The following is a 22,874-nucleotide window of genomic DNA, read 5'->3' as shown; positions in this document are numbered from 1 at the left end:
GCTAGGCTCGGGGCTTAATCACAAGTGGTTACTCTGAGTCTTTCTTGGTTGACTCAGAGGACACGTTTTCTGCCTTTGTTTCTGAGTCAGCGGCTGGCGCAGCTGGCTCTTCTACTTTAGGCTCTTCAGCTTTAGGCTCTTCAGCTTTAGGCTCAGGTTTAGCCTCTGCCTTTTCTTGCTGCGCTGCCGCTTGGTCAGCCCAGCCTGCTGGCTCACGAATCTCTGATTTGCGCTCCATCAGGTCATCAATCTGACCTGCATCGATGGTCTCGTATTTTACAAGCGCATCTTTCATGGCGTGCATGATATCCATGTTGTCTTCGAGTATCTGCTTAGCACGATCGTAGTTTCGGTCAATCAAGAGACGAACTTCTTCGTCAATCAGTTTAGCCGTTTCACCCGATACGTGTTTCGTTTGAGTTACGCTACGACCTAGGAACACTTCACCTTCATCTTCCGCGTACAGTAGAGGACCCAGTTTTTCAGAGAAGCCCCACTGTGTCACCATCTTACGAGCGATATCTGTCGCACGTTCGATATCGTTTGATGCGCCTGTCGATACCTTGTCTTTACCGTAGATAAGTTCTTCAGCTAGACGGCCGCCGTATAGACTTGAGATCATCGACTCAAGGTGCTGACGAGACATACTCACACGGTCTTGCTCTGGTAGGTACATAGTCACACCCAGTGCACGACCACGTGGGATAATAGATACCTTGTACACAGGATCGTGTTCAGGTACCAAGCGACCAACGATGGCGTGACCCGCTTCGTGGTATGCCGTTGATTCTTTGGTTTCTTCAGAAAGCACCATAGAGCGGCGCTCTGCACCCATCATGATCTTGTCTTTCGCTAGTTCGAACTCAACCATAGACACGTTGCGTTTGTTACCACGCGCTGCAAACAGAGCAGCTTCGTTTACTAGGTTAGCAAGGTCTGCACCAGAGAAGCCTGGCGTACCACGTGCGATCAAAGATGGCTCAACGTCTGACGCTAGAGGTACTTTGCGCATGTGTACTTTCAAGATCTGTTCACGACCACGTACATCAGGTAGACCAACCACAACTTGACGGTCAAAACGACCAGGACGAAGTAGAGCTGGGTCAAGTACGTCTGGACGGTTAGTTGCCGCGATAACGATGATACCTTCGTTACCTTCGAAACCATCCATCTCTACGAGCATTTGGTTAAGGGTTTGCTCACGCTCATCGTGACCACCACCAACACCAGCGCCACGCTGACGACCTACCGCATCGATTTCATCGATGAAGATGATACAAGGTGCTGCTTTCTTCGCTTGTTCGAACATGTCACGTACACGAGATGCACCTACACCGACGAACATTTCTACGAAGTCAGAACCAGAAATCGTGAAGAACGGTACCTTCGCTTCGCCGGCAATCGCTTTAGCAAGAAGCGTTTTACCCGTACCTGGAGGACCAACCATTAGAACACCCGTTGGGATCTTACCGCCCAGCTTCTGGAAGCGGCTTGGATCACGTAGGTAGTCTACGAGCTCTTTAACGTCCTCTTTTGCTTCGTCACAACCTGCAACGTCAGCAAAGGTAGTTTTAATCTGTTCTTCGCTCATCATACGAGCTTTGCTCTTACCAAACGACATGGCGCCTTTGCCACCGCCGCCTTGCATCTGGCGCATAAAGAAAATCCAGACACCGATAAGAAGAATCATAGGGAACCACGAGATAAAGATAGTGCCAAGCAGGCTCTGCTCTTCCGGTGGAGTACCCGAAACTTTCACGTTTTGATTAATTAGGTCATCAAGAAGTTTTTGATCATAAACTGGCATGTAAGTCACAAAACGACCGCCACCGCCACGACGAGTAAAGGTTATCTCGCTGTCTTTGAATTGAGCTTCTTGAATCTGGCCATTGCCAACTTCCTGTACGAACGTGGTGTAATCTACCGCTCGACCGTTACTTTCTCCCGGCCCAAAGCTTTGGAATACCGACATCAACACAACGGCGATGACTAACCACAAAATTAAATTCTTTGCCATGTCACTCAAGGTGTCAGCCTCTCGATAACTAATTGTAATTAAAGGTAGGGTACTACAGTTTTTAGGCTGTAGCTACATTGTTAATTTTGTCTTTGTAAACTAATGTTCAGCCTTTGAAACCATTAGCCACAATAAACACCTCACGAGAGCGAGCTCTAGATGAGTCAGGCTTGCGAATCTTCACCACTTTGAAGGCTTCACGTACCTGTTTTACGTATTCATCAAATCCTTCGCCTTGGAACACTTTCACGACGAAACTGCCGCCAGGTGCTAAAGTTTGATGACACATATCTAATGCTAGTTCAACAAGATACATTGCTCTAGGCTGATCGACAGATAAGTTTCCTGCCATGTTCGGAGCCATATCAGACATTACTACGTCGACCATATCCGGTTGGATTCTTTCTAGTAGTGCATCGAGCACCGCTTCTTCACGAAAATCGCCCTGAAGGAAGCTCACACCAGAGATAGGATCCATTGGCAACAAGTCACAGGCAATCACCTGCCCTTCATCGCCAACGACTTTGGCTGCGTATTGAGACCACCCACCAGGAGCAGCACCAAGGTCAACCACAGTCATCCCAGGTTTCAGTAGCTTATCTTTATTTTGAATCTCTTCAATCTTAAAGATAGCACGTGAACGATAGCCTTTTCTTCTGGCCTCGTTGGCATATTTATCATCAAAATGCTCTTTTAGCCAACGACCAGAACTGGCCGAATGTTTTTGCTTACTCATTCAATTTCCAACTCGATAAGGGCAAGCCCTTAGAATAAAGTATAGTCTTCGTCATTAGATGGCGTTAAAATACGACTTTTCAACCCTAATAGTAAATAAATTTGGCCGCGTTATGAACCTAAGCACCAAACAAAAACAGCACCTAAAAGGCCTAGCACACGCACTGAAACCCGTTGTGCTTATGGGCGCAAATGGACTAACAGAGGCTGTTCTAGCGGAAATCGAAATCGCTCTTGACCACCACGAACTGATCAAAGTGAAGGTGGCGTCAGAAGACCGTGAAACTAAACTGCTGATTATCGACGCTATTGTGCGCGAAACGAAAGCGGAAAAAGTTCAGGTTATCGGTAAGACTCTTGTTCTTTACCGTCAGTCAGAGCAAAAGAAAATCGAACTGCCACGCAAGTAATTTGTTGATCAGTTGATTTTATAGAAACAATTTGTTTCAAAGTGGAAAAGGTCGCATCTGCGGCCTTTTCATTTTTCCGACAACGTGTATCTGTCAAACGAGTTCGATGCCACCATCATGCAGGCACAAAAAAAGCCGCCAAATTGGCGACTTTCTTTCGACCTTTCAGTCAACAACGCAGCTTAAACGTAAGCTACCTTGTCGATTTCGAAGTCTTTTTGACCACCAGGAGTTACGATAGTTACTTCGTCACCTTCCATTTTACCGATAAGGCCACGCGCGATCGGTGAGCTTACTGAGATGCGACCAGATTTAATATCAGCTTCGTCATCACCCACGATTTGGTAAGTTTGCTCAGCATCCGTATCGATATCAATGAGAGTCACAGTAGAGCCAAAGATGATCTTGCCTGTGTTATCTAGCTTAGTCACATCGATAACTTGCGCTACCGACAGCTTGTATTCAATATCACGAATTTGGGCTTCACAGATGCCCTGCTCTTCACGAGCCGCGTGATATTCTGCGTTCTCTTTCAGGTCACCAAGTTCACGCGCTTCTGCAATTGCTTCAGAAATCTGTGGACGAAGTTTAAGTAGACGATCTAGCTCTTCACGTAGCTGCTGTTCGCCACGTACAGTCATTGGAACCTTTTCCATTATAACAACCTCTTTTCCAAAGCATCCTTTGGACAATAAAACCCTACTCAAGCAAGCCTGAGTACAATTTGAAAAATAAACTGGATTAAGCCTAGTGTAATCAATCCGTGGATACAAATCACTGAGATTCGGATATTAAGGTAATGGGAACACCCGACTACTTGCACTGGCTTTAGTGCTCTTAGTTAAGAGGATCGGAATAGATCTCTTCGAGCAACGCAACAATATAGCCTAGTTGGCTTTGATTTCGCAAGGTAAACCACGCCAACGATAGTATGAAAGTGTGAGCGACCTTACGTCCGTTTCTCTGTGTAGTACAAAGACCATTCAAAGCGACTTTTTGCGAAAATTTAACGCTTTATCTCGACTTAATAGGTTGCTAGCCTACATTAAAACTAAGCCCATTCTTCTTTGAATCGCCATGACACCAAAACTCTCACTCAGCTGTCTTCTGCTTTTTTCATCGTCGATATTTGCCACCGGCATCGATGCCAGCAAGCACTTACCATATGGTAGTCGCAATGCGCAGCTAATCGCGCCACTCTCAAGCCCAGAGCAGCCTCTTATCGCAGAAAATATCGATCAATTCTTTCCACCAGCGAGTACGCTCAAAGTGGTCACAGCTTTGGCAGCAAAGCTGACGCTACCTGATAGTTTTCGATTTGAAACCACGCTTTATACATCAGGCAATGACCTGATCATCAAGTATTCTGGAGACCCAACGTTTAGTCGAGCATCACTGACGACTATGCTCAAAGAAGCTAAGTCAGAAGTAGGTTCTCGCTTCAATAATATTTGGTTGGATGACCGGGCTTTTTCAGGTTATCAGCGTGGTGTAGGATGGCCTTGGGATATTCTTGGGGTTTGCTACAGCGCTCCAGCGTCGGCCATTACCCTTGACGGTAATTGTGTCCAAGGCGCGCTCTACACCAATAGCAATGGTTCCACACGTGTGAATATCCCATCACACCAGCCTGTCAGTGCATCAACTACGGCGCTTAGCGTATCCAAACAACAACAAGAGCAAAGTCATTGCGACCTAGAGCTCGAAGTCAGCCCAAATAACCAGTACTCGATTAGTGGCTGCGCGGTGCAACGTCAGTCCCCCATCCCCCTTAAATTTGCTGTCTCTTCTCCTGAGCAATTTACAGTCGACGTAATTAAATCTGAGTTACAACGCCTTGGCGTCACGCTCTCAGGTGAAGTGCGAGTAGGTACGCCCAACATAACCAGCCAGAAGCCACTGTTCGTCCAGCGTTCTCGTCCGCTGAATGACCTGCTTGCTGTCATGCTCAAAGATTCCAACAACCTCTATGCGGATAACATCACCAAAACCCTAGGCGCGACCTACTTTAATGAGCCCGGCTCTTTTAACAACGGTACTGAAGCGATTAAAGCCATTTTGAAAGATAAAGCGGGCATCGATCTTGAACTCGCCGTGCTTGAAGATGGCTCAGGATTATCTCGTAATAACCGTGTGACAGCCAATCAGATGCAGCAAGTCCTTAGCTACATCCATAACAATGACAGCCAATTAAAACTCGCGCGATTGATGCCAGTCTCAGGAAATAACGGCACGCTAAAGTATCGCTCAAGCATGCGAAAAGCCCCTATAAAGGGCGCAATTGTCGCCAAAAGTGGTTCACTGTTCGGTACTTACAATATGATGGGATTTGGCCTGGGTAGCAAAGGAGAGCGTGAGAGCTTGTTCGTGCAATTTGTGACGGATTATCACCCTCAGAAGCCTACGACGAGCAAACCGGTAGAGTCGCCGCTCACCCAGTTCGAGAAAGCCTATTATCGACAAGTCGTCGATTACAGTTTCTCGTTAGAACGCTCAAACAACAAAGCGCAGCAATAGCTGCGCTCTGCGTTCTCTGCGATTAGATAGCCGAGTTCTTGAGTGGTTAAGACAATCCTAAGAAGTGATTGACCACAGTGAAGTAAATCCACATACCTGAGATATCCACGATAGAGGCTAGCACTGGGCTCACAAGTACAGCAGGATCCAACTTGAATACACGTGCAATGATTGGTAGCACGCCACCCAATGTCGTGGACACTGTGACCTGAATAAACAGCGCCACGGCAATGGCCATCGCAATCAAGTTAATATCAAAGCCGCCAGCTGAATTCGCATCGCCAAAGACCAGTATGCGCCCTACCATTACGAGTGCAACGGCAGCCGCAAGACAGACCGCCACGCGGCTTTCTTTCCACAACACGTCAAGCCACTGCCTTTTGCGTAGCTCGCCTGTCGCTAAGGCGCGAATGACCAAGGTCGCAGCCTGAGTACCTGTATTACCACCAGCGGCGGCGATCACCGGCATATAGACGGCAAGCAGTACAAGCTGACTAAGCGTATCTTCATACTGAGCAATAATAAGCCCAGATACGATACCCAATAGAGCCAACGTAATGATCCAGCCTATACGCTGCTTAACGTGCTCGAGTACACCTGTTGTTAGATAGCCACCTGTGGTTTCCGCTTCTGAGTGAATTAACCCCAAATGGTGAGCGAACAGTCTTGCTCGCTTATCGTGACCTTGCAGATCAAGTTCTTCAATTAGAAATTGCACTTGCCCTAGGGCACAGTGTTGTAGCACACCTACTGCTTCATCAATCGGCATCACTGTCAGTAAGTTCAGTTGCTGATCTGTGTCGTATTGTAGGAATGCTTTTGTTGCTGCACTGATCTCCTCTTCCGAGAAGCGAGGTGCTGCATTTTCAATATATGTATTGCTCATTACCGTCATGGCGAATCTCCCGATTAGCGTTGGTAACGACCATCAAAACGTCAGCTCTCTATGGGCACAGTTAGACACAGCACAACTGCCATGCAACAAGCACACTTATAGAGTGACTAAATAGAAGAAAGGAGAAAAATATCAGGGTGTTACAGAAAGGAAATACACCTACCTCAACGGTAGGAGCGAAGATCGCAATTACCGACGTGAGGCTATTCTTCTCCTTTCATACTAGGAGGATGGTCGGTATTGTTCATAGTTATCTCCGAAAAAACTACCCTACTGGTAGCGCGGCGTAGGATACCAAAATACGACTGCGAGTAAAGTCCAATTTCGGTATAGAAATCTTTTTTTACTTTTGTTCATATAAGTGTCATTGCACAGGCACGAACTCGTTGTTTTTCTTTATTCTTATGCAACAAAAAAACGCAATAAAAAACGCCGCGTAAGAAACGCGGCGTATTCGATAGACATTGATATCACTATCAATCGACAACCTTCACTTGAAGCTCTCTTGGCACCTCAAAGAACATGTTCTCTTCACGGCCCAAGACTTCTTCCACGTCATCAGCGCCCAACGCTTTGATTCTGTCGATGATTTGATTAACCAGTTCCTCTGGCGCTGACGCACCCGCGGTCACACCAACCAGTCCTTTTCCTTCAAACCACTCTGCTTCAATCAGATCAGGCGTGTCTGTCAGGTATGCCGGTGTGCCGAGTTTTTCTGCAAGCTCTTTCAGACGCGTCGAATTCGAAGAGTTAGTAGAACCTACAACAACCATAACATCCACAGCACCCGCGAGTTCACGGACAGCATCTTGGCGATTTTGCGTTGCATAGCAGATGTCGTCTTTACGAGGACCTTGGATATCAGGGAACACTTCGCGAAGCTTATCAATCACATCCGCGGTTTCATCCACAGACAGTGTGGTTTGACTCACGTAATGAAGGTTGCTTGGGTCTTTAACCTCAAGCGTTAATACATCTTCTGGACGCTCAACAAGGTACATGCCGCCTGTCTCACTTGAGTACTGACCCATTGTCCCTTCCACCTCTGGGTGACCTGCATGGCCAATAAGCACTACTTCCATATTACGGCGACTCGCACGAGCCACTTCCATATGGACTTTAGTTACCAGCGGACAAGTCGCATCAAACACCGTCAGTTCACGCGCTTTTGCTTCTTTACGAACCGCTTGAGACACACCGTGAGCTGAGAAGATCACAATGTTGTCATCAGGCACTTCATTCAGTTCCTCAACAAAGATCGCACCACGCTGTTTTAGACCTTCAACCACAAAACGGTTGTGTACCACTTCATGACGAACATAGATTGGCGGCTGATACATCTCAAGCGCGCGCTCAACAATGCTGATCGCGCGATCTACACCCGCACAAAAGCCACGTGGGTTAGCTAGTTTAATTTTCATTTCATTACTCATTGAGGAACCGCTATTACTTATCGTATTTATCTGAGTGGTTTTATTCTACTTCGAGAATTTCAACTTCAAAGGTGACATCTTGGCCTGCTAACGGGTGATTAAAGTCCACCGTTACCGAATCGCCCGCAATATCCGTAATGATACCAGGGATCTCCATGCCATCAGGACCTGAGAAGGCCATTATTGTACCGACTTCAACCTCAGAGTCACCTACAAACTTTGCGCGATCCATATGGTGAACATTGTCTGGGTTTGGCATACCAAACGCATCTGCGGCTTTTAACTCAATGGCTTTGTTGTCACCAGACGTCAAACCCACCAAGCATTTTTCAAAATTGTCACTTAAGCTACCGTCACCAATAATAAATTTGGCAGGCTTACCCATATTATGGGTGCTGTCGGCTACTGAGCCATCGCTCAGCTTGATGGTGAAATGTAGGGTGACAGCGCTATCTTGGGAAATGATGCTCACGTTACGGCTTCCTTGTGTTATTGAGTCTGTGTTGATTGATACGCACAGTAGCTCTTTATCATTTAGCTTGTTATATAAAAAAGCGCCGTGCATATCAACGCACAGCGCTTAAGGTTATTCGTTATCTGCGCTACTTTTGCTCTTTATTGCGAAAGCTATCGATAATAATCATCGCCGCACCAATACAGATCGCCATGTCTGCTAGGTTGAAAGCAGGCCAATGATAGTTGCCCCAGTAGAAGTCCAAGTAGTCGACAACAAAGCCATGAACTACGCGGTCAAAGACATTACCTACTGCGCCGCCGATGATCATGGCATACGCAATGTTGTTCCACTTCTCTTTTGCCGGAAGCTTGCTCATCCAGTACGTTAGCATACCGGTGACGACAAACGCGATGCCGGTGAACAGCCAGCGCTGCCAACCTGCCTGGTCGCTTAAGAAGCTAAATGCTGCACCATAGTTATGGACGTAGAGCAAATTGAAGAATGGCAAGATTTCAATTCGATTTGCCCAACCGTAACCCATGTTATCCATGACTACGAGCTTGATGCTGATATCAGCAATAAAAATCACCACCGCTAGCCAAAGCCAGCGTACACCTGATTGTCGAAATGTGATTGCCGTTTCGCTCATCTGTTTCCTTTATCGCTACCTTTGGTAGCAAACACTCAATGAATTATATGTTCAATCAGTTAGCTGATAAAAACAACCCCAGTAAAAACTGGGGCTGTTAAATCTTTCAAAAGTTCCGGTTAGCTTACCATTAAGCGAACTTACGAACTTCGCCTTCACCGTCTACGTTCGATACGCAGCGACCACAAATCTTCTCGTGACCCGCGATAGTACCTACGTCAGGAGTGTGGTGCCAACAACGGTCACACTTCTCGTTTTCAGTAGCTGCTACTTCAACGAATAGACCTTCTAGATCTGTCGCTTTCGCTGCATCTGTCTTCTCAGACATTGGCTTGACCGCTGCTGCAGACGTTAGCAATACAAAACGTAGCTCGTCTTCTAGTTTGCTTAGCTTCGCAGTTAGCGCATCATCAGCAAACAGTGTGATTTCAGCCTGCAGTGCACCACCGATGGTTTTCTCGCTACGCGCCGCTTCAAGCTGCTTGTTTACTGCATCACGAACCGTTTGGATTTCAGCCCAGAATTCGTTGTTTAGCTCTTCGCCTTCAGCAAGACCGAACAAACCTTCGAACCACTCGCCAGCGAACACAAACTTCTCACGCTTGCCTGGCATTTCGTTCCAGATTTCATCAGCAGTGAACGACATGATAGGTGCCATCCAACGAACAAGTGCTTCAACGATGTAGTAAAGCGCTGTCTGACAGCTGCGCTGTGCGTGGCCGCCCAGTTTCGCTGTGTACTGACGGTCTTTAATCACGTCTAGGTAGAACGAGCCCATTTCGATAGAGCAGAACTGCATTAGACGCTGAGTCACGCCGTGCGTGTTGTACTCTTCGTATGCTTTTACGATCTCTTCTTGAGCCGCTAGCGCGCGACCAACTGCCCAGCGATCCAGTGCCACCATCTCTTCTGCTGGTACTAGGTCAGTTTCTGGGTTGAAACCGTTTAGGTTTGCTAGGAAGAAGCGAGCCGTGTTACGGATACGACGGTAAGCATCTGCTGAGCGTTTTAGGATTTCATCAGAAACTGCAACTTCACCCGTGTAGTCAGTCGATGCAACCCATAGACGCAGGATGTCTGCACCTAGCTTGTTAGTCACATCTTTTGGCGCAACTACGTTACCGATTGACTTAGACATCTTACGGCCGTGACCATCCACCACGAAGCCGTGCGTTAGCACTTGCTTGTATGGCGCTTCGTCTTTCATCGCGATAGATGAAATCAGCGAAGACTGGAACCAACCACGGTGTTGGTCAGAACCTTCTAGGTATAGGTCTGCACTGTTGCCATTGAACTCTTCACGAGAATCTACAACCGAGTAGTGTGTCACACCAGAATCGAACCAAACGTCGAGTGTATCCAAAACTTTCTCGTACTGCTCAGCGTCATCGCCAAGTAGGTCTGCAATCTCTACGTCCCACCAAGCTTGGATGCCTTTCTCTTCCACTAGCTGAGCGACTTTTTCAATCAGCTCTAGCGAGTTTGGATGAAGTTCTGCGGTCTCTTTGTGAACGAATAGAGCGATTGGCACACCCCAAGTACGCTGACGAGAGATACACCACTCAGGACGACCCTCAATCATGCCTTCGATACGGCTTTGACCCCATTCAGGCATCCACTCAACACCCTTGATTGACTCTAGTGCTTTTGCACGTAGACCCGCTTGGTCCATAGATACGAACCACTGAGGTGTTGCACGGAAGATGATTGGCGTCTTATGGCGCCAGCAGTGTGGGTAGCTATGCTCGTATGCGTGATGATGAAGTAGTGCACCTTTTTCTTTTAGTACTTCTACAACCGCATCGTTCGCTTTAAACACGTGTTGACCGGCAAATAGCTCAGTGTCTGGCAAGTAAACGCCGTTTGAGCCTACTGGGTTCGCCACTTCTAGATCGTATTTTTGACCAACCGCGAAGTCTTCTTGACCGTGACCTGGTGCTGTGTGAACCACACCGGTACCTGATTCAGTCGTTACGTGATCGCCCAGGATCGCCGGAACAGTGAAATCGTAGAATGGGTGGTTAAACTGAGAAAGCTCTAGATCCGCACCTTTCGCAAAACCAAGGTTGTGGAAGTGCTCGATACCCGCACGATCCATCACGTCTTTCGCAAGCTCAGAAGCCACGATAATACGCTCAGGGTTGTCACCCTCAGTTTGGATAAGTACGTACTCAAGATCGTCACGTAGACATACCGCACGGTTAGCTGGCAACGTCCATGGTGTGGTCGTCCAGATAACAATTGAGATGTCACCCTGACCTTCATGACCTTCGCTTAGTGCGAACTTAGACACTAGCGCAGCTTCGTCTGCCGCTTTAAAGCGTACATCGATAGAAGGTGACACTTTATCTTTGTACTCTACTTCAGCTTCAGCAAGTGCAGAACCACAGTCTGTACACCAGTGAACTGGCTTGAAGCCTTTTAGTAGGTGGCCGTTATCAGCAATCTTACCTAGAGCACGAATGATGTTTGCTTCAGTTGCAAAGTCCATAGTGCGGTAAGGCTTGTCCCACTCACCAAGAATACCTAGACGCTTGAAGCTCTCTTTTTGACCTTCAACCTGGCCTGCCGCGTATTGGCGACATTTCTCACGGAATTCAGCCGCAGTCACTTTTTGACCTGGCTTACCCACTTTCTTCTCTACCATTAGTTCGATAGGCAGACCGTGGCAATCCCAACCTGGAATATATGGTGCGTCAAAACCTGAAAGTGTTTTGGATTTAATAATAATGTCTTTAAGAATCTTGTTTAGAGCGTGACCAATGTGAATGTCACCATTCGCATATGGAGGGCCATCGTGTAGCACGAAGGATTTTTTGCCTTTTTTAGCTTTACGGATCTCACCGTAAAGATCTTCTTTGTACCAACGCTTAAGCATTTCTGGCTCACGATTGGCCAGGTTGCCGCGCATTGGAAACCCTGTTTCAGGTAGGTTCAGGGTATCTTTATACTCACTCATCGATTCTTAATTCCGTTGTATTGGGCGAAAGTTAGACATTATGTTAGCGGTGGAATCTTCCGCTAACCCTTAAACTGACGTAGCCACACCCTTGCTACATCAGCATCCAATTCTATTTGCTGCTTAAGCAGCTCCAATGACTCGAACTTTTTCTCATCACGGATTTTATGAAGCAGTGCCACTTCAATTTGTTGACCATAGAGGTTGCCCTCGTAATCAAAGATATGCACTTCAAGATCTGGCGTTGTCCCCGCAACCGTTGGCTTTTTACCTACATTGGCAATGCCCGGTAGCGGCTTATCATCAACACCAAACACCTGCACCGCATAAACGCCGCGGACAGGAACGACATAACGCTTAAGTGAAATATTGGCGGTTGGAAACCCAAAGCCACGCGCTAGCTTTTGACCATGGGCAACACGCCCGGACAAAGTATAGTGACGCCCCAACATTTCTGCGCTTGCATCGAGCTCGTCATTGGCAAGAGCCTGACGAATGGCCGTTGAACTGACTCGAGTCTCTTCAACACGAAAACTTGCCGTATTCACCACCTCAAAACCGAACTCTTCGCCCGCTTTTTGAAGCATCTCGAAATTGCCTTCACGCCCTTTACCAAAGCGGAAGTCATCGCCGATGACAAGGAACTTAACACCCAATTTACCCACCAACAAGTCTCGAATAAAAGACTCCGCCGTTAAGCTGGCAAATCGCTGATTAAAATTCACACACAATAGGCGGTCCAGTTCCATTTTCTCAAGCAGCTCGTACTTATCACGCAACCGAGTCAAACGCGCTGGCGCTTTGTCTTTGGCAAACAGCTCCATAGGCTGAGGCTCAAATGTCATGACAACCGCAGGTAAACCCAGTTGCGATGCTTTCTGCTTAACTTGATTCAGTACACGCTGATGTCCGAGGTGAACACCATCAAAATTGCCGATGGTTAAAACGCAGCCATGGTGCTGATTTTTAAGGTTATGTATGCCTCGAATGAGTTCCATGAAACGACTAAACCACCTGCTTGAGTAAATGTTACGAGTGTGAAACTGACGGATTATAACCAATCATTGTTAATCTGTCGCTGCTTTTACGTCTTTAGGACGAATTCCCAAGATAAGCAGTGCAACTAAGTAAGTGACGCCACCGAGAGCGATAAGAACCGTCAGGGTCAAAATACGTTCTGATAAGCCCCAGCTTAGCCATTGCTGCATGTCTTGTAGCTGCCACTGCAAGACCGCCACCATGGCTGCAACCGCAACCACTAGACGAATAACAAAGCCAATGGTTTTCTTGGTTATACGGTAAACATTTTGACGGTGAAGACCACGATAGAGTAGTGCCATGTTAATGAAGGCAGACAGGGCCGTTGCCATCGCCAGACCCACATACCCGTAGTAGTAAGCAAAGATAGCATTGAAGACCATGTTGGACGCCATAGCAATAATGCCATATTTCACTGGTGTCTTTGTGTCTTGACGTGAGTAATAGCCCGGAGCTAGCACCTTGATCAGCATAAAGTTAAGCAAGCCGGATGCATAAGCTAAGAGAGACAAAGACGCTTGCTCAACATCGTGAGGCGTAAACTCACCGCGCATAAACAACACCATCAACATTGGCTTAGCGAGCACCATCAAACCTAACATGGCAGGCAATCCGAGTAGGATCACCATACGCACCCCCCAATCCATGGTATGGGCAAAGCCTTCGCTGTGCGCATCCACGTGCTTACGAGACAGGGCAGGCAAAATCACCGTCGCAATAGCGATACCAAACAGACCAAGCGGAAACTCTAATAGGCGATCTGAGTAATAGAGCCAACTGATAGAGCCCGTCGCAAGAAAACTGGCAATGAAGGTATCGAATAGCAAGTTAATTTGGCTAACCGATACACCGAACAATGCAGGGATCATCAAGGTGCGGATCTTAGTTACACCGGGATCGCGCCAACCCCATTTAGGTTTAACGAGTACCCCCTCTTTTATAAGGAAGGGAATTTGAAACGCAAATTGGACAAAGCCGCCTAAGAATACCCCTATCGCTAAACCAATCTCGGGTTGAGCAAGGTTAGGTGAAATGAACCACGCACTGGCAATGATCATCACGTTAAGAAAAACAGGGGTAAAAGAGGAAACCGCAAACTTACCTAAGGTATTGAGAATCGCCCCAGACAAGGCGACAAAGGTGATGAACCAAAGATAAGGGAAAGTGATCTTGAGCATCAAACTGGCGAGTTCAAACTTGGGTGCTGCGGGTCCATCGTTGAGCCAATCAAGAAACCAACCAAAGCCAAACAGTGCCGTCACGACACTCGAGCCAAGAATACCCAGCAAGGTAACTATGGTAACAATGACGCCAAGCGTCCCTGAGGCTTTGGCGATTAACTCTCGAGTTTTGTCTTTATCACCCGAGGCATGATATTCAGTAAGTACCGGCACAAATGCCTGAGAGAATGCGCCTTCTGCAAAAAGGCGTCTAAGAAAGTTGGGGATTTTATTGGCAAAGAAGAAGACATCAGCGCTTGCCCCTGCCCCCATTAGATTCGCCACCACCACATCACGAACCAGTCCCAATACTCGAGACACCAGCGTCATGGCACTCACTATCATGCCTGACTTAAGAAGGCGTTTACTCACGATAACCTCTGAATTACCTAGCCAATGCTTTGCTATTTATCGGTTTCAATAGCCTTTGTTATTGAAGAGAGGATTAGTATTAGCATTGGTCGAAAAATACTGTTAGAATCCCCGCCATCTTAACCGCGATAGCCCACAGATATCAAAAGTTGTTTTATATCGTCGGGTTTTTGCACAAATCATTTGACAATTGAGCGCAAATGAGGGATATTCCTCGCCCTTAAATTGTCACCGAACTAAGTTTTTGGGAGTTAGACCCTTGGCAAACAGTAAATCTGCTAAGAAGCGCGCTATCCAAGCTGAGAAACGTCGCCAGCACAACGCTAGCCGTCGTTCTATGATGCGCACTTACATGAAGAAAACAATCGCAGCTATCGAAGCTGGCGACAAAGAAGCAGCAACTTCAGCATTTGCAGAAGTTACTCCAATCCTTGACCGCATGGCGACTAAAGGCCTTATTCATAAGAATAAAGCTGCTCGTCACAAGGCACGCTTCTCAGCTGCAATCAAAGCTCTATAATTTAGACTTTGTATTGTGTTAAAAAAACCGGCTAATGCCGGTTTTTTTGTATCTGTTGTATCTTTCGCTGCGCTCTTTCGCAACATTCGTTGCTCGCGCCTTCCACTACCTACTAGTGATCACTGCAATACATACCGTGTAGTGTTTCAATTAATTGACGTACTTCACCACTGCTTAGTGTGTAATACACCGTTTGAGCTTCTTTTCGGGTGGACACTAGGCCATCTCGACGAAGCCAAGCTAAGTGTTGAGATAATGCAGACTGACTTAGCTCTAGACGAGAACACAGTTCACCGACAGACAGCTCAGTATTATGTAGCATACACAGAATTTGCAGGCGCCTCTCATTAGCCATCGCTTTCAAGAGTACAACCGCTTGTGCTGAGTTTTTCTCCATATCCTGCAAGTTCATAGTCTACCTCTAAATCTTTTCGCGACACCGATTACTACCTACTGGCTGCTTTTTGAGCAACATTGGCAATTTCCAGCACATTCTACATGGTTAGGACGTGTATGGTAACGCTTTGTTTAATTAAGTGTAATTGGAAAGAGTAATTTGTTAGCTGACTCTAAACTCAGAACGCAAGTAAGTCAGTAAAATCCGCTTCGCATACACTCTTCACCGCAGGGTGTTGAATCATACGCTCCGCAAAAATGACGTAGTACTCTTCTTTGATATCTTCTATGTCGCCGATAAGCTGCAAATGTCGCTGATCTTTAATTTCCGACATGTAGATACTCGGCGCTAGGAAAATCACGTCATCTTTATACATAGAGAAAGCCTTCATCAGAGCAACATCATCAAACTCGCCTAGAATGTTAGGTTGAATCCCCTGTTGATCAAACCATTGAAGCACTTTTCGTCCCATTGAGGTACGACTACCTGGGATAAGAAGGCGAGTCTGCTCTAATACTTCTGGAAAGCGAACATTGTTCATGTGTCCTGAAGTAAAGAAGCTCATACGACTCTCCCCTAACTTCTTGCTGAATAGCCCCGGACTCTGACTTGAATCAACTGGACAATCCGACAGGATCATATCCAACTTGTGCTGAGCGAGTTGTTCTAACAACATCTCGTGCGTCGATTCAAAACAGCGAAGATGAATATTGTTGTCTTCTGGTATTGTCGTCATCAAAATCTTACTCACCAAGCGTTTTGATAACGCGTCAGCAACGCCGACATCAAACAGTAAATTTGAGCGCTGACTGTAATTAACGATGTCGAGCATCTCATAACTTAGGCCAAACATACGATCGGCATACTTATACACCAGCTGACCTAGTTCTGTAGGTTCAACACTACGCCCGTTTCGCTTGGTTAGCTTGCCATCCATGCGCTCTTCCAGTGCTTTGATTTGCCCCGTGACCGTTTGAGGGGTTAAAAACAGAGCGTCTGCCGCTTTGGTGACCGAACCTTGTTTGCACACCATCCAGAAGTAGTACAAATGATTATAGTTAAGGTGAGACATGCTATTTCGCCTAAAAAGAGTGACCTACATTTATAGCAAAATCTGCCCAATCCAACAATATTCGTTAAAACCGAAATTATTAAGCAAATGATACTGTTTTTACGAACCACCAACTGTCACATTAGACACACCACTGTCATATAACTGACAAACAAGACAATATAAATCGATTTAATTCATTAATCAGGTCAGATTAATCTCTTTTTCTCACATAGAATATAATCAATAAAATTCAATAACTTAAAGTCGTAAATTCAAATTTACAGACTAAAAACCAACCTAAGATCGCACTTAATTCACATAGAAATAGTTTCGTCATATTTCTGTAATATTCGAGTTCTACTATCGCGTCAGATTCAACAACAGGCCGCAAATAGATTAACCAAGGCCAAACGGAGAAAACTATGATGAACCAAGCAACTACAGCGACGACTCCTATGTCGACTACGACGCGTTGGCTGCGCTGGGCTAACTTGGCATTCATGCTTTACTTATTGCTACTTGCTGTTTCGATGGTAGGTAGTGGCTTCAAAATGGCGACTGGCGAGCACGCAAAAGTGCTGTTCGAGTTTGCTTCTCACCCAGTTGCAGGTTTGATGATCGGTTTGGTTGCTACGGCACTTATCCAATCTTCTAGTACCGTTACTTCTATTATTGTTGGTCTGGTAGCCGGTGGCTTGCCTGTCACGACAGCAATCCCAATGATCATGGGTGCTAACATTGGTACAACCGTAACCAATACCTTAGTAAGCCTTGGTCACGTTCGTTGCAATACAGAATTTAAACGCGCTTTTGCAAGTGCAACGATTCACGACTTCTTCAACCTACTAGCAGTGGCTATCTTCCTACCGCTGGAAATGATGTTCGGCGTGTTGGATAAGATCTCTAGCTGGTTAGTCTCACCTATGATGGCAACTGGTGATGTAAGTATGGGTGGTCTTAACTTCATCAAACCAATCACCAAGCCAGTAGTGAGCGCGATCCAAGAGCCGCTAAGCGCATTTGGTAGCGTCACAGGTGGTGTACTACTCATCGTTCTGGGTATCGCAACTATCTTCGTCGCTATCACTGTAATGGGAAAACTGATGAAGAGCCTAATGGTTGGCCGTGCTCGCGAGATTCTAAAGAACGCAATTGGTCGTGGTCCAATTCACGGTATCGTATCTGGCTCAATCGTTACTGTACTGGTTCAGTCTTCATCAACGACAACAAGCTTGATGGTACCGCTAGTAGGTACAGGTGCTCTAAAGGTTCGTGATGTATACCCATTCACACTAGGTGCGAACATAGGTACATGTATCACGGGTCTACTTGCTGCGACGGCGGTATCTGGTGAATACGCTGTATTTGCGCTACAGATTGCCCTCGTACACCTAGTGTTCAACATTATGGCAACGGTGTTCATCTTTGGTATTCCGTTCTTACGTGAGCTTCCAGTGAAAGGTGCGGACTACATCTCAGATATGGCCATTAAAAACAAAGCGGTGGTTGCTGGTTACCTAGTCTCTATCTTCGTAGTGATTCCTGGTTCCATCCTCGCGCTAACAGCCTAAGATTAAAACTTAAAAAAAGACCCAGCTAAAAAGCTGGGTCTTTTTTTATCTAAAAATCGCCATAGTCGTAGGCATCATAAGCGTCGTAAGCATCATAGGCGTCATAATGCTCGATGAGATCCGCTTCATCGACGTAATCCCAATAATAATATCTGTCATAGTAGTAGTTATAGAACGGGTCGCCGACATAGTAGGTTTTGATGCGCTTATCTTCTGTCCAAAGGTAATAATTTGATGCTTTGAGCACAGGGACAGATAGGGTCTGCTCACCCACTTTTATCTCAGTTTGCCCCTCAATAGTGCCAACAAACGTCATCGGTTTGCCTAACATAAAGATTTTTGGGTCCAAAAAGCGATCTACTTTGACCACAAAGCGACTGCTACCTTGACGTGTCTCATCTGGCCTTCCTTTAGAGTCCAACTCAAAATGGCTGATCTGCAGCTCACTACTATTCGCTGAAGGATTGGTGAGCTTAGCCACCACACCACCCCAACGAGCGGGTTGACCCTTGAAAGGTGTCGCGTCTTTACGAGCGTCTTGGTAGCTAACAAGCAGCTTTTCATCCGCCACTTTAATCTCATCTGGTCCACTGCTACACCCCACCAGCAAGGCGACTAAAATCCATATGTACACTCGCATTATTTGCTCTCCTAATCATTACTCATTTCATTATGAGTCAAGGTGTTACCGCTTAGCAAGTTACACCCTGGACTTGAGTTTAGGCTTCCAGATATTGATACACAAACACTTCTGATCAAGCCCAATACACCCCAACAATACGACAACCAGAATCTAACCCAAGATTGACGCTGCCGACCTTACCCAGTGCACATTCCTTGTTTACTCTAATACGCAGTTACTCAACCTAGGACCTTGTCATGAAAACAAAAATTCTACTTCTAGCCTCACTTATCGCTTCCCCTAGCTTCGCCTATTACTGCGATCAAACCGCAGAAGGGGCGATTGATGGTGCGGTAGACGGCGCTATTACTGGTGCCGTGGTTGGTGGTATTGTCGATGGTGGCAGTGGTGCAGCGGCTGGCGCAGCTATTGGTGGCGGTACCGGTGCGGTTGTCGGTACCATAGACGGGGCGTATGACGAGGGTGCTTGTGAAGTGGCAACAGACGTTGTTGTCGAAGAGGAAATCGTCGAGGAAGAAATTGTTGAAGAAGAGATCGCCGAAGAGTACTACTACGACTAGCATTTTACCTTCACATTTTGGCAGTAACCTTTAAGTAACATCCCCCTATGTTACTGCCATCTTCTGTTCCCCGCCGATAAACTGTCTTGATTGAACGCCACAAATAAGGTCAATCATGCACAAAATTGCTCTCGTTACTGGTGCATATCAAGGCATCGGTTTAGCCACATCAGAAATGCTTATGGAACAAGGATTCCATGTCATCATGGCCGATATTCAATCTTGCGGCGCACTAGCCAATGACTTCCGTCATAAAGGCTATATGGCGTCACACGTTAAAATTGATCTCGCCATGTCATCGATGTTTCCAGCCATCGCCAATAAAATCCACGAAGAGTTTGGTCGCCTGGATGTTTTGGTCAACAACGCTTCTATCCTAACCGATTTCGGTAAGCATCCATCTCTGATCGATGAAGACACCTATCGACGCGTGATTGAAGTCAACCAGATCGGTCCCTTCTTGCTGACACGAGCACTGACGCCGCTGCTCAAGAAGTCGAACAGTGCTAGGGTGGTTAATGTTTCCAGTCAAGCAGCCCAACTGTCGCAGTTGTCCGACATGCATTCCCCTTGGCGAGATGACATCTGCGCTGCGTATCAATCGTCCAAGATTGGTGTCAACGCCAACACAGTTCTGTTCGCTAAAGAGCTAGAGCCTTTTGGAATTAAAGTGAACTCTTACTGCCCAGGCTGGGTTGATTCGGGGATGAATCTAGAAGAGCTCCCTGAGTACGGAGAGAGCGTCAAACTGAAAACACCGCGGGAAGGCGCTGATACCGCGATTTGGCTAGCAACACTGGCTGAGGATGGCCCTACGGCTGGTTTCTTCACCGAGCGCGAGGCGATAAGCTGGTGACAAGCAGAAAGAAAAACGCCGAGCATCAAGCTCGGCGTTTCTAATCAACGTTACACAGAGAACGGGTAACGAATAGGTTCATGGCTCTCATAGCCAATCACCTCAAAATCATCCAATGTCACCCACGTTTCAAGGTCTTCAAGAGACTTAATATCAGGGTTAATACGGAATGTTGGCGCTGCCAGTGGTTCGCGCTTAAGTTGCACATCTCGCATCAGTTCTAGCTGATCTTCATAAATATGCGCGTTGACAATTTTGTGGTACGCCAAGCCAGGTTTCTTACCTGTGATTTGAGCCATAATCGCCAAGAACACGTAAACCTGAACCATATTAAAGTTTAAGCCCAGCGGTACATCACATGAACGTTGCGTACTATTTAGGTATAGAGTGTCGCCCAATAATGAGAAATGGTGGCTATACATACAAGGGCGCAGACAACCCATATGGAACTCACCAGGGTTATAGAAATTAAGGATTTCTCCGCGATCATCGACCCCATTCGTCAGATCATCGACAATCTTACGCAGTTGGTCAATATGACCACCATCCGGTTTTGCCCAAGCTCGGCCCTGAACACCGTAAACGCGGCCCATATCATCTTCACCTTTACGGTAAGGATTGTTTAGCCACGCATCATTTAGGTTTGCATTGGCATCCCATGTCTTAGTGCCAAGCTTGCGAAAATCTTCCGCATTATCATAACCGCGAATGTAACCCAGTAGCTCTGCGACCGCCGCTTTCCAGAAGCTCTTACGTGTTGTGACTAACGGGAAGGCATTGCCGGCAACATCGTAGGTAAGATCCGCATTAATAACAGTCAAACAACGTTTACCTGTTCGCTCATTCTCTACCCATACACCCTCGTCAACGATACGCTGACATAAGTCTAAATACTGCTTCACGACAATTCCTATTACTTTGAAACGTTTGAGGTGGTTGCGCCATTCACTTTGTAAGCCCACGCAACCATCAAGGCACCAATGATAACCATTGGTAGGGATAAGATTTGTCCCATTGAGATAAATCCACCGAACAAGCCAAGATGCGCATCCGGCTCGCGGACGTACTCTACCATAAATCTAAACGTACCATAACCGAGCAAGAACAAACCTGAGACAGAGCCTTCAGGACGCGGTTTGCGAATAAACCAGTTCAGGATGAAGAACAGAACCACACCTTCTAGGGCAAATTCATAGAGTTGTGATGGGTGGCGCGGCAACGGGCCACCGTTAGGAAAGATGATCGCCCACGGCACATCGGTGACTCGTCCCCAAAGTTCACTGTTCATGAAGTTACCTAAACGCCCCATACCTAAACCAAATGGTACAAGCGGTGCAATAAAATCAGCAACATTAAAGAAGGTGCGACCATTTTTTCGTGCATACCAGAACATCGCACTGATGACACCCAACAACCCACCGTGGAATGACATACCACCGGTCCATACCTTAAACAGGTAAAGCGGGTCTTGCATCAACTCTTCGAAGCCATAAAACAGCACGTAACCGACGCGACCGCCAATAACGACCCCAAGGAAGCCAGCAAACAGCAGATCTGAAACCTGTTCACGAGTCCAACCAGAGCCTGCCTTATCGGCGCGGCGATTTGCCAACCATAGCGCAAAAGCAAAGCCAATCAGGTACATCAAACCGTACCAGCGAACCGACAAAGGACCTAACTCAAACAGAACAGGGTCAATATTAGGAAATTGGATATATCCCTGAGACATAAAACGCTCACTTAAAAATTATTGATTAATTGGGGCTAGAACATCATAGAGAATGCAACGAACAATAGAAAGACCGCAAAAATCTTCTTTAGTTTCGGTGTTGGCATGGTCGTAGCCAACTTGGCACCAAAACGAGTCGTAATCATCGACGTCGCGGCAATCGCAAATAACGCGGGCAAATAGACGTAGCCGACGCTGTACTCTGGTAAACCGTCCACTTTCGCACCATGAATCACGAACCCTATCATACCGGCAATCGCAATCACACAACCACACACTGAGGATGAGCCTACTGCTTTACGCATTTCGACACCGTGTTTGCTCAAAAATGGCACCGACATTGAGCCACCGCCAATCCCGGCTAGACTGGAAATCATGCCAATACCCGCACCGCAACATGTCGTCACCGCAGGTGAAGGCAGCGAACGCACGGATTGCGACTTAATCGATAAAAACATCTGAATGGCGAGCATAAGCACAATAAACGCGAACACTTTCGGCAGATAGTGAGAGGGAATCCACTCAGCAACATAAGATCCAGCAAAACCACCGATGACGACACCAGGCATCAACCACTTAATAACAAACAGATCTACGTTTCCCAATTTGAGGTGATTCAGCGCAGAAGAGCCAGAGGTAATAATGATAGAGGCAAGCGAAGTAGCCAACGCAATGTGCATCACCACATCACTGGATATGTGAAACTTCGGCAGCAAAAACGCCAGTGCGGGCACCACAATAAGTCCACCGCCAATCCCTAAAAGACCAGACATGGTCCCTACTACAGCGCCAAGCAGCAACAAAAGCAGTATTAATTCGTAATTCACAAAACGACCAAAATA

At 46.6% G+C, this 22,874-nt stretch carries 22 protein-coding genes; 6 read left to right on the top strand and 16 right to left on the bottom strand.

Annotated features, from left to right (window positions below; all coding sequences use genetic code 11):
* Positions 1-28 precede the first annotated feature (28 nt).
* Positions 29-2,017, bottom strand: a complete 1,989-nt coding sequence (ftsH, locus tag LY387_RS02805) for an ATP-dependent zinc metalloprotease FtsH (RefSeq protein WP_234495240.1) — start codon at positions 2,015-2,017, stop codon at positions 29-31.
* A gap of 106 nt (positions 2,018-2,123) precedes the next feature.
* Positions 2,124-2,753 carry a 23S rRNA (uridine(2552)-2'-O)-methyltransferase RlmE gene (rlmE, locus tag LY387_RS02800; RefSeq protein WP_042496566.1) on the bottom strand — a complete coding sequence of 210 codons (630 nt, stop codon included), beginning with the start codon at positions 2,751-2,753 and terminating at the stop codon, positions 2,124-2,126.
* A gap of 112 nt (positions 2,754-2,865) precedes the next feature.
* On the opposite strand from rlmE, the gene yhbY reads away from it, so the two are divergent.
* Positions 2,866-3,162, top strand: a complete 297-nt coding sequence (yhbY, locus tag LY387_RS02795) for a ribosome assembly RNA-binding protein YhbY (protein WP_042473875.1) — start codon at positions 2,866-2,868, stop codon at positions 3,160-3,162.
* 182 nt (positions 3,163-3,344) lie between these two features.
* Here yhbY and greA read toward each other — a convergent pair whose 3' ends face one another.
* A complete protein-coding gene (greA, locus tag LY387_RS02790; RefSeq protein ID WP_042473574.1) occupies positions 3,345-3,818 on the bottom strand; it encodes a transcription elongation factor GreA in 474 nt (157 codons plus the stop codon).
* Positions 3,819-4,239: 421 nt separating this feature from the next.
* On the opposite strand from greA, the gene dacB reads away from it, so the two are divergent.
* Entirely contained in the window at positions 4,240-5,679 is a 1,440-nt protein-coding gene (gene dacB, locus LY387_RS02785) for a serine-type D-Ala-D-Ala carboxypeptidase (protein WP_234495239.1), read from the top strand.
* A 46-nt stretch (positions 5,680-5,725) separates the two neighbouring features.
* Here dacB and LY387_RS02780 read toward each other — a convergent pair whose 3' ends face one another.
* The 7 genes from LY387_RS02780 to murJ all read right to left on the bottom strand — a co-directional run bounded on the left by LY387_RS02780 (position 5,726) and on the right by murJ (position 14,702).
* Entirely contained in the window at positions 5,726-6,574 is an 849-nt protein-coding gene (locus LY387_RS02780) for a magnesium transporter (RefSeq protein ID WP_234495238.1), read from the bottom strand.
* Positions 6,575-7,050: 476 nt separating this feature from the next.
* Entirely contained in the window at positions 7,051-8,007 is a 957-nt protein-coding gene (gene ispH, locus LY387_RS02775; RefSeq protein WP_234495237.1) for a 4-hydroxy-3-methylbut-2-enyl diphosphate reductase, read from the bottom strand.
* Positions 8,008-8,047: 40 nt separating this feature from the next.
* The gene (gene fkpB / locus LY387_RS02770; protein ID WP_112459689.1) at positions 8,048-8,479 is read right to left on the bottom strand and encodes an FKBP-type peptidyl-prolyl cis-trans isomerase; all 432 of its coding nucleotides are present in this window, start codon (positions 8,477-8,479) and stop codon (positions 8,048-8,050) included.
* A 130-nt stretch (positions 8,480-8,609) separates the two neighbouring features.
* Complete coding sequence (lspA, locus tag LY387_RS02765; protein WP_042473570.1) at positions 8,610-9,113, bottom strand: signal peptidase II; 504 nt, start codon at positions 9,111-9,113, stop codon at positions 8,610-8,612.
* A gap of 130 nt (positions 9,114-9,243) precedes the next feature.
* Entirely contained in the window at positions 9,244-12,072 is a 2,829-nt protein-coding gene (ileS, locus tag LY387_RS02760) for an isoleucine--tRNA ligase (RefSeq protein WP_234495236.1), read from the bottom strand.
* 62 nt (positions 12,073-12,134) lie between these two features.
* Positions 12,135-13,070, bottom strand: coding sequence for a bifunctional riboflavin kinase/FAD synthetase (ribF, locus tag LY387_RS02755; protein ID WP_042473567.1), 936 nt, complete (start codon positions 13,068-13,070; stop codon positions 12,135-12,137).
* A gap of 69 nt (positions 13,071-13,139) precedes the next feature.
* Entirely contained in the window at positions 13,140-14,702 is a 1,563-nt protein-coding gene (gene murJ / locus LY387_RS02750; protein WP_326491999.1) for a murein biosynthesis integral membrane protein MurJ, read from the bottom strand.
* A gap of 259 nt (positions 14,703-14,961) precedes the next feature.
* On the opposite strand from murJ, the gene rpsT reads away from it, so the two are divergent.
* Positions 14,962-15,222 carry a 30S ribosomal protein S20 gene (rpsT, locus tag LY387_RS02745; protein WP_042473565.1) on the top strand — a complete coding sequence of 87 codons (261 nt, stop codon included), beginning with the start codon at positions 14,962-14,964 and terminating at the stop codon, positions 15,220-15,222.
* A gap of 112 nt (positions 15,223-15,334) precedes the next feature.
* Here rpsT and LY387_RS02740 read toward each other — a convergent pair whose 3' ends face one another.
* On the bottom strand, positions 15,335-15,634 hold the full coding sequence (locus tag LY387_RS02740) for an ArsR/SmtB family transcription factor (protein ID WP_042473561.1): 300 nt from the start codon (positions 15,632-15,634) through the stop codon (positions 15,335-15,337).
* Positions 15,635-15,797: 163 nt separating this feature from the next.
* Entirely contained in the window at positions 15,798-16,691 is an 894-nt protein-coding gene (gene nhaR, locus LY387_RS02735; RefSeq protein WP_234495235.1) for a transcriptional activator NhaR, read from the bottom strand.
* A gap of 407 nt (positions 16,692-17,098) precedes the next feature.
* On the opposite strand from nhaR, the gene LY387_RS02730 reads away from it, so the two are divergent.
* A complete protein-coding gene (locus LY387_RS02730) occupies positions 17,099-18,244 on the top strand; it encodes a Na/Pi symporter (RefSeq protein WP_234496041.1) in 1,146 nt (381 codons plus the stop codon).
* A gap of 49 nt (positions 18,245-18,293) precedes the next feature.
* On the opposite strand, the gene LY387_RS02725 is transcribed toward LY387_RS02730, so the two are convergent.
* Positions 18,294-18,884 (bottom strand): Slp family lipoprotein, encoded by a 591-nt coding sequence (locus LY387_RS02725; RefSeq protein WP_234495234.1) that lies wholly within the window; start codon positions 18,882-18,884, stop codon positions 18,294-18,296.
* 239 nt (positions 18,885-19,123) lie between these two features.
* Between LY387_RS02725 and LY387_RS02720 the strand changes: the two genes are divergently transcribed.
* Together LY387_RS02720 and LY387_RS02715 are read left to right on the top strand one after the other, a co-directional pair.
* On the top strand, positions 19,124-19,447 hold the full coding sequence (locus tag LY387_RS02720; RefSeq protein WP_128648280.1) for a hypothetical protein: 324 nt from the start codon (positions 19,124-19,126) through the stop codon (positions 19,445-19,447).
* Positions 19,448-19,562: 115 nt separating this feature from the next.
* Positions 19,563-20,303, top strand: coding sequence for an SDR family NAD(P)-dependent oxidoreductase (locus tag LY387_RS02715; protein WP_234495233.1), 741 nt, complete (start codon positions 19,563-19,565; stop codon positions 20,301-20,303).
* Between the two features lie 50 nt (positions 20,304-20,353).
* On the opposite strand, the gene LY387_RS02710 is transcribed toward LY387_RS02715, so the two are convergent.
* The 3 genes from LY387_RS02710 to LY387_RS02700 are packed head-to-tail and all read right to left on the bottom strand — an operon-like array spanning position 20,354 to position 22,859.
* Positions 20,354-21,205 (bottom strand): thymidylate synthase, encoded by an 852-nt coding sequence (locus LY387_RS02710; RefSeq protein ID WP_234495232.1) that lies wholly within the window; start codon positions 21,203-21,205, stop codon positions 20,354-20,356.
* 11 nt (positions 21,206-21,216) lie between these two features.
* Positions 21,217-22,032, bottom strand: a complete 816-nt coding sequence (gene lgt, locus LY387_RS02705) for a prolipoprotein diacylglyceryl transferase (RefSeq protein ID WP_128648277.1) — start codon at positions 22,030-22,032, stop codon at positions 21,217-21,219.
* A 35-nt stretch (positions 22,033-22,067) separates the two neighbouring features.
* Entirely contained in the window at positions 22,068-22,859 is a 792-nt protein-coding gene (locus tag LY387_RS02700; RefSeq protein ID WP_128648276.1) for a sulfite exporter TauE/SafE family protein, read from the bottom strand.
* Between the last annotated feature and the right edge of the window lie 15 nt (positions 22,860-22,874).

Origin of the sequence: Vibrio maritimus (genome assembly GCF_021441885.1) — a bacterium.
GTDB lineage: Bacteria > Pseudomonadota > Gammaproteobacteria > Enterobacterales > Vibrionaceae > Vibrio > Vibrio maritimus_B.
The sequence above is the reverse complement of the archived record's forward strand: the minus strand, read 5'-3'. Positions and strand labels throughout refer to the sequence as shown.

Bases quoted from the DNA above. Each gene is read 5' to 3' on its own strand.
- ribF (WP_042473567.1), bottom strand. From the start codon at position 13,070: ATGGAACTCATTCGAGGCATACATAACCTTAAAAATCAGCACCATGGC.
- ileS (WP_234495236.1), bottom strand. From the start codon at position 12,072: ATGAGTGAGTATAAAGATACCCTGAACCTACCTGAAACAGGGTTTCCA.
- yhbY (WP_042473875.1), top strand. From the start codon at position 2,866: ATGAACCTAAGCACCAAACAAAAACAGCACCTAAAAGGCCTAGCACAC.
- greA (WP_042473574.1), bottom strand. From the start codon at position 3,818: ATGGAAAAGGTTCCAATGACTGTACGTGGCGAACAGCAGCTACGTGAA.
- dacB (WP_234495239.1), top strand. From the start codon at position 4,240: ATGACACCAAAACTCTCACTCAGCTGTCTTCTGCTTTTTTCATCGTCG.
- ispH (WP_234495237.1), bottom strand. From the start codon at position 8,007: ATGAGTAATGAAATGAAAATTAAACTAGCTAACCCACGTGGCTTTTGT.
- LY387_RS02730 (WP_234496041.1), top strand. From the start codon at position 17,099: ATGAACCAAGCAACTACAGCGACGACTCCTATGTCGACTACGACGCGT.
- LY387_RS02740 (WP_042473561.1), bottom strand. From the start codon at position 15,634: ATGAACTTGCAGGATATGGAGAAAAACTCAGCACAAGCGGTTGTACTC.
- nhaR (WP_234495235.1), bottom strand. From the start codon at position 16,691: ATGTCTCACCTTAACTATAATCATTTGTACTACTTCTGGATGGTGTGC.
- lgt (WP_128648277.1), bottom strand. From the start codon at position 22,032: ATGTCTCAGGGATATATCCAATTTCCTAATATTGACCCTGTTCTGTTT.
- LY387_RS02720 (WP_128648280.1), top strand. From the start codon at position 19,124: ATGAAAACAAAAATTCTACTTCTAGCCTCACTTATCGCTTCCCCTAGC.
- rlmE (WP_042496566.1), bottom strand. From the start codon at position 2,753: ATGAGTAAGCAAAAACATTCGGCCAGTTCTGGTCGTTGGCTAAAAGAG.
- LY387_RS02780 (WP_234495238.1), bottom strand. From the start codon at position 6,574: ATGACGGTAATGAGCAATACATATATTGAAAATGCAGCACCTCGCTTC.
- lspA (WP_042473570.1), bottom strand. From the start codon at position 9,113: ATGAGCGAAACGGCAATCACATTTCGACAATCAGGTGTACGCTGGCTT.
- LY387_RS02715 (WP_234495233.1), top strand. From the start codon at position 19,563: ATGCACAAAATTGCTCTCGTTACTGGTGCATATCAAGGCATCGGTTTA.
- LY387_RS02725 (WP_234495234.1), bottom strand. From the start codon at position 18,884: ATGCGAGTGTACATATGGATTTTAGTCGCCTTGCTGGTGGGGTGTAGC.
- ftsH (WP_234495240.1), bottom strand. From the start codon at position 2,017: ATGGCAAAGAATTTAATTTTGTGGTTAGTCATCGCCGTTGTGTTGATG.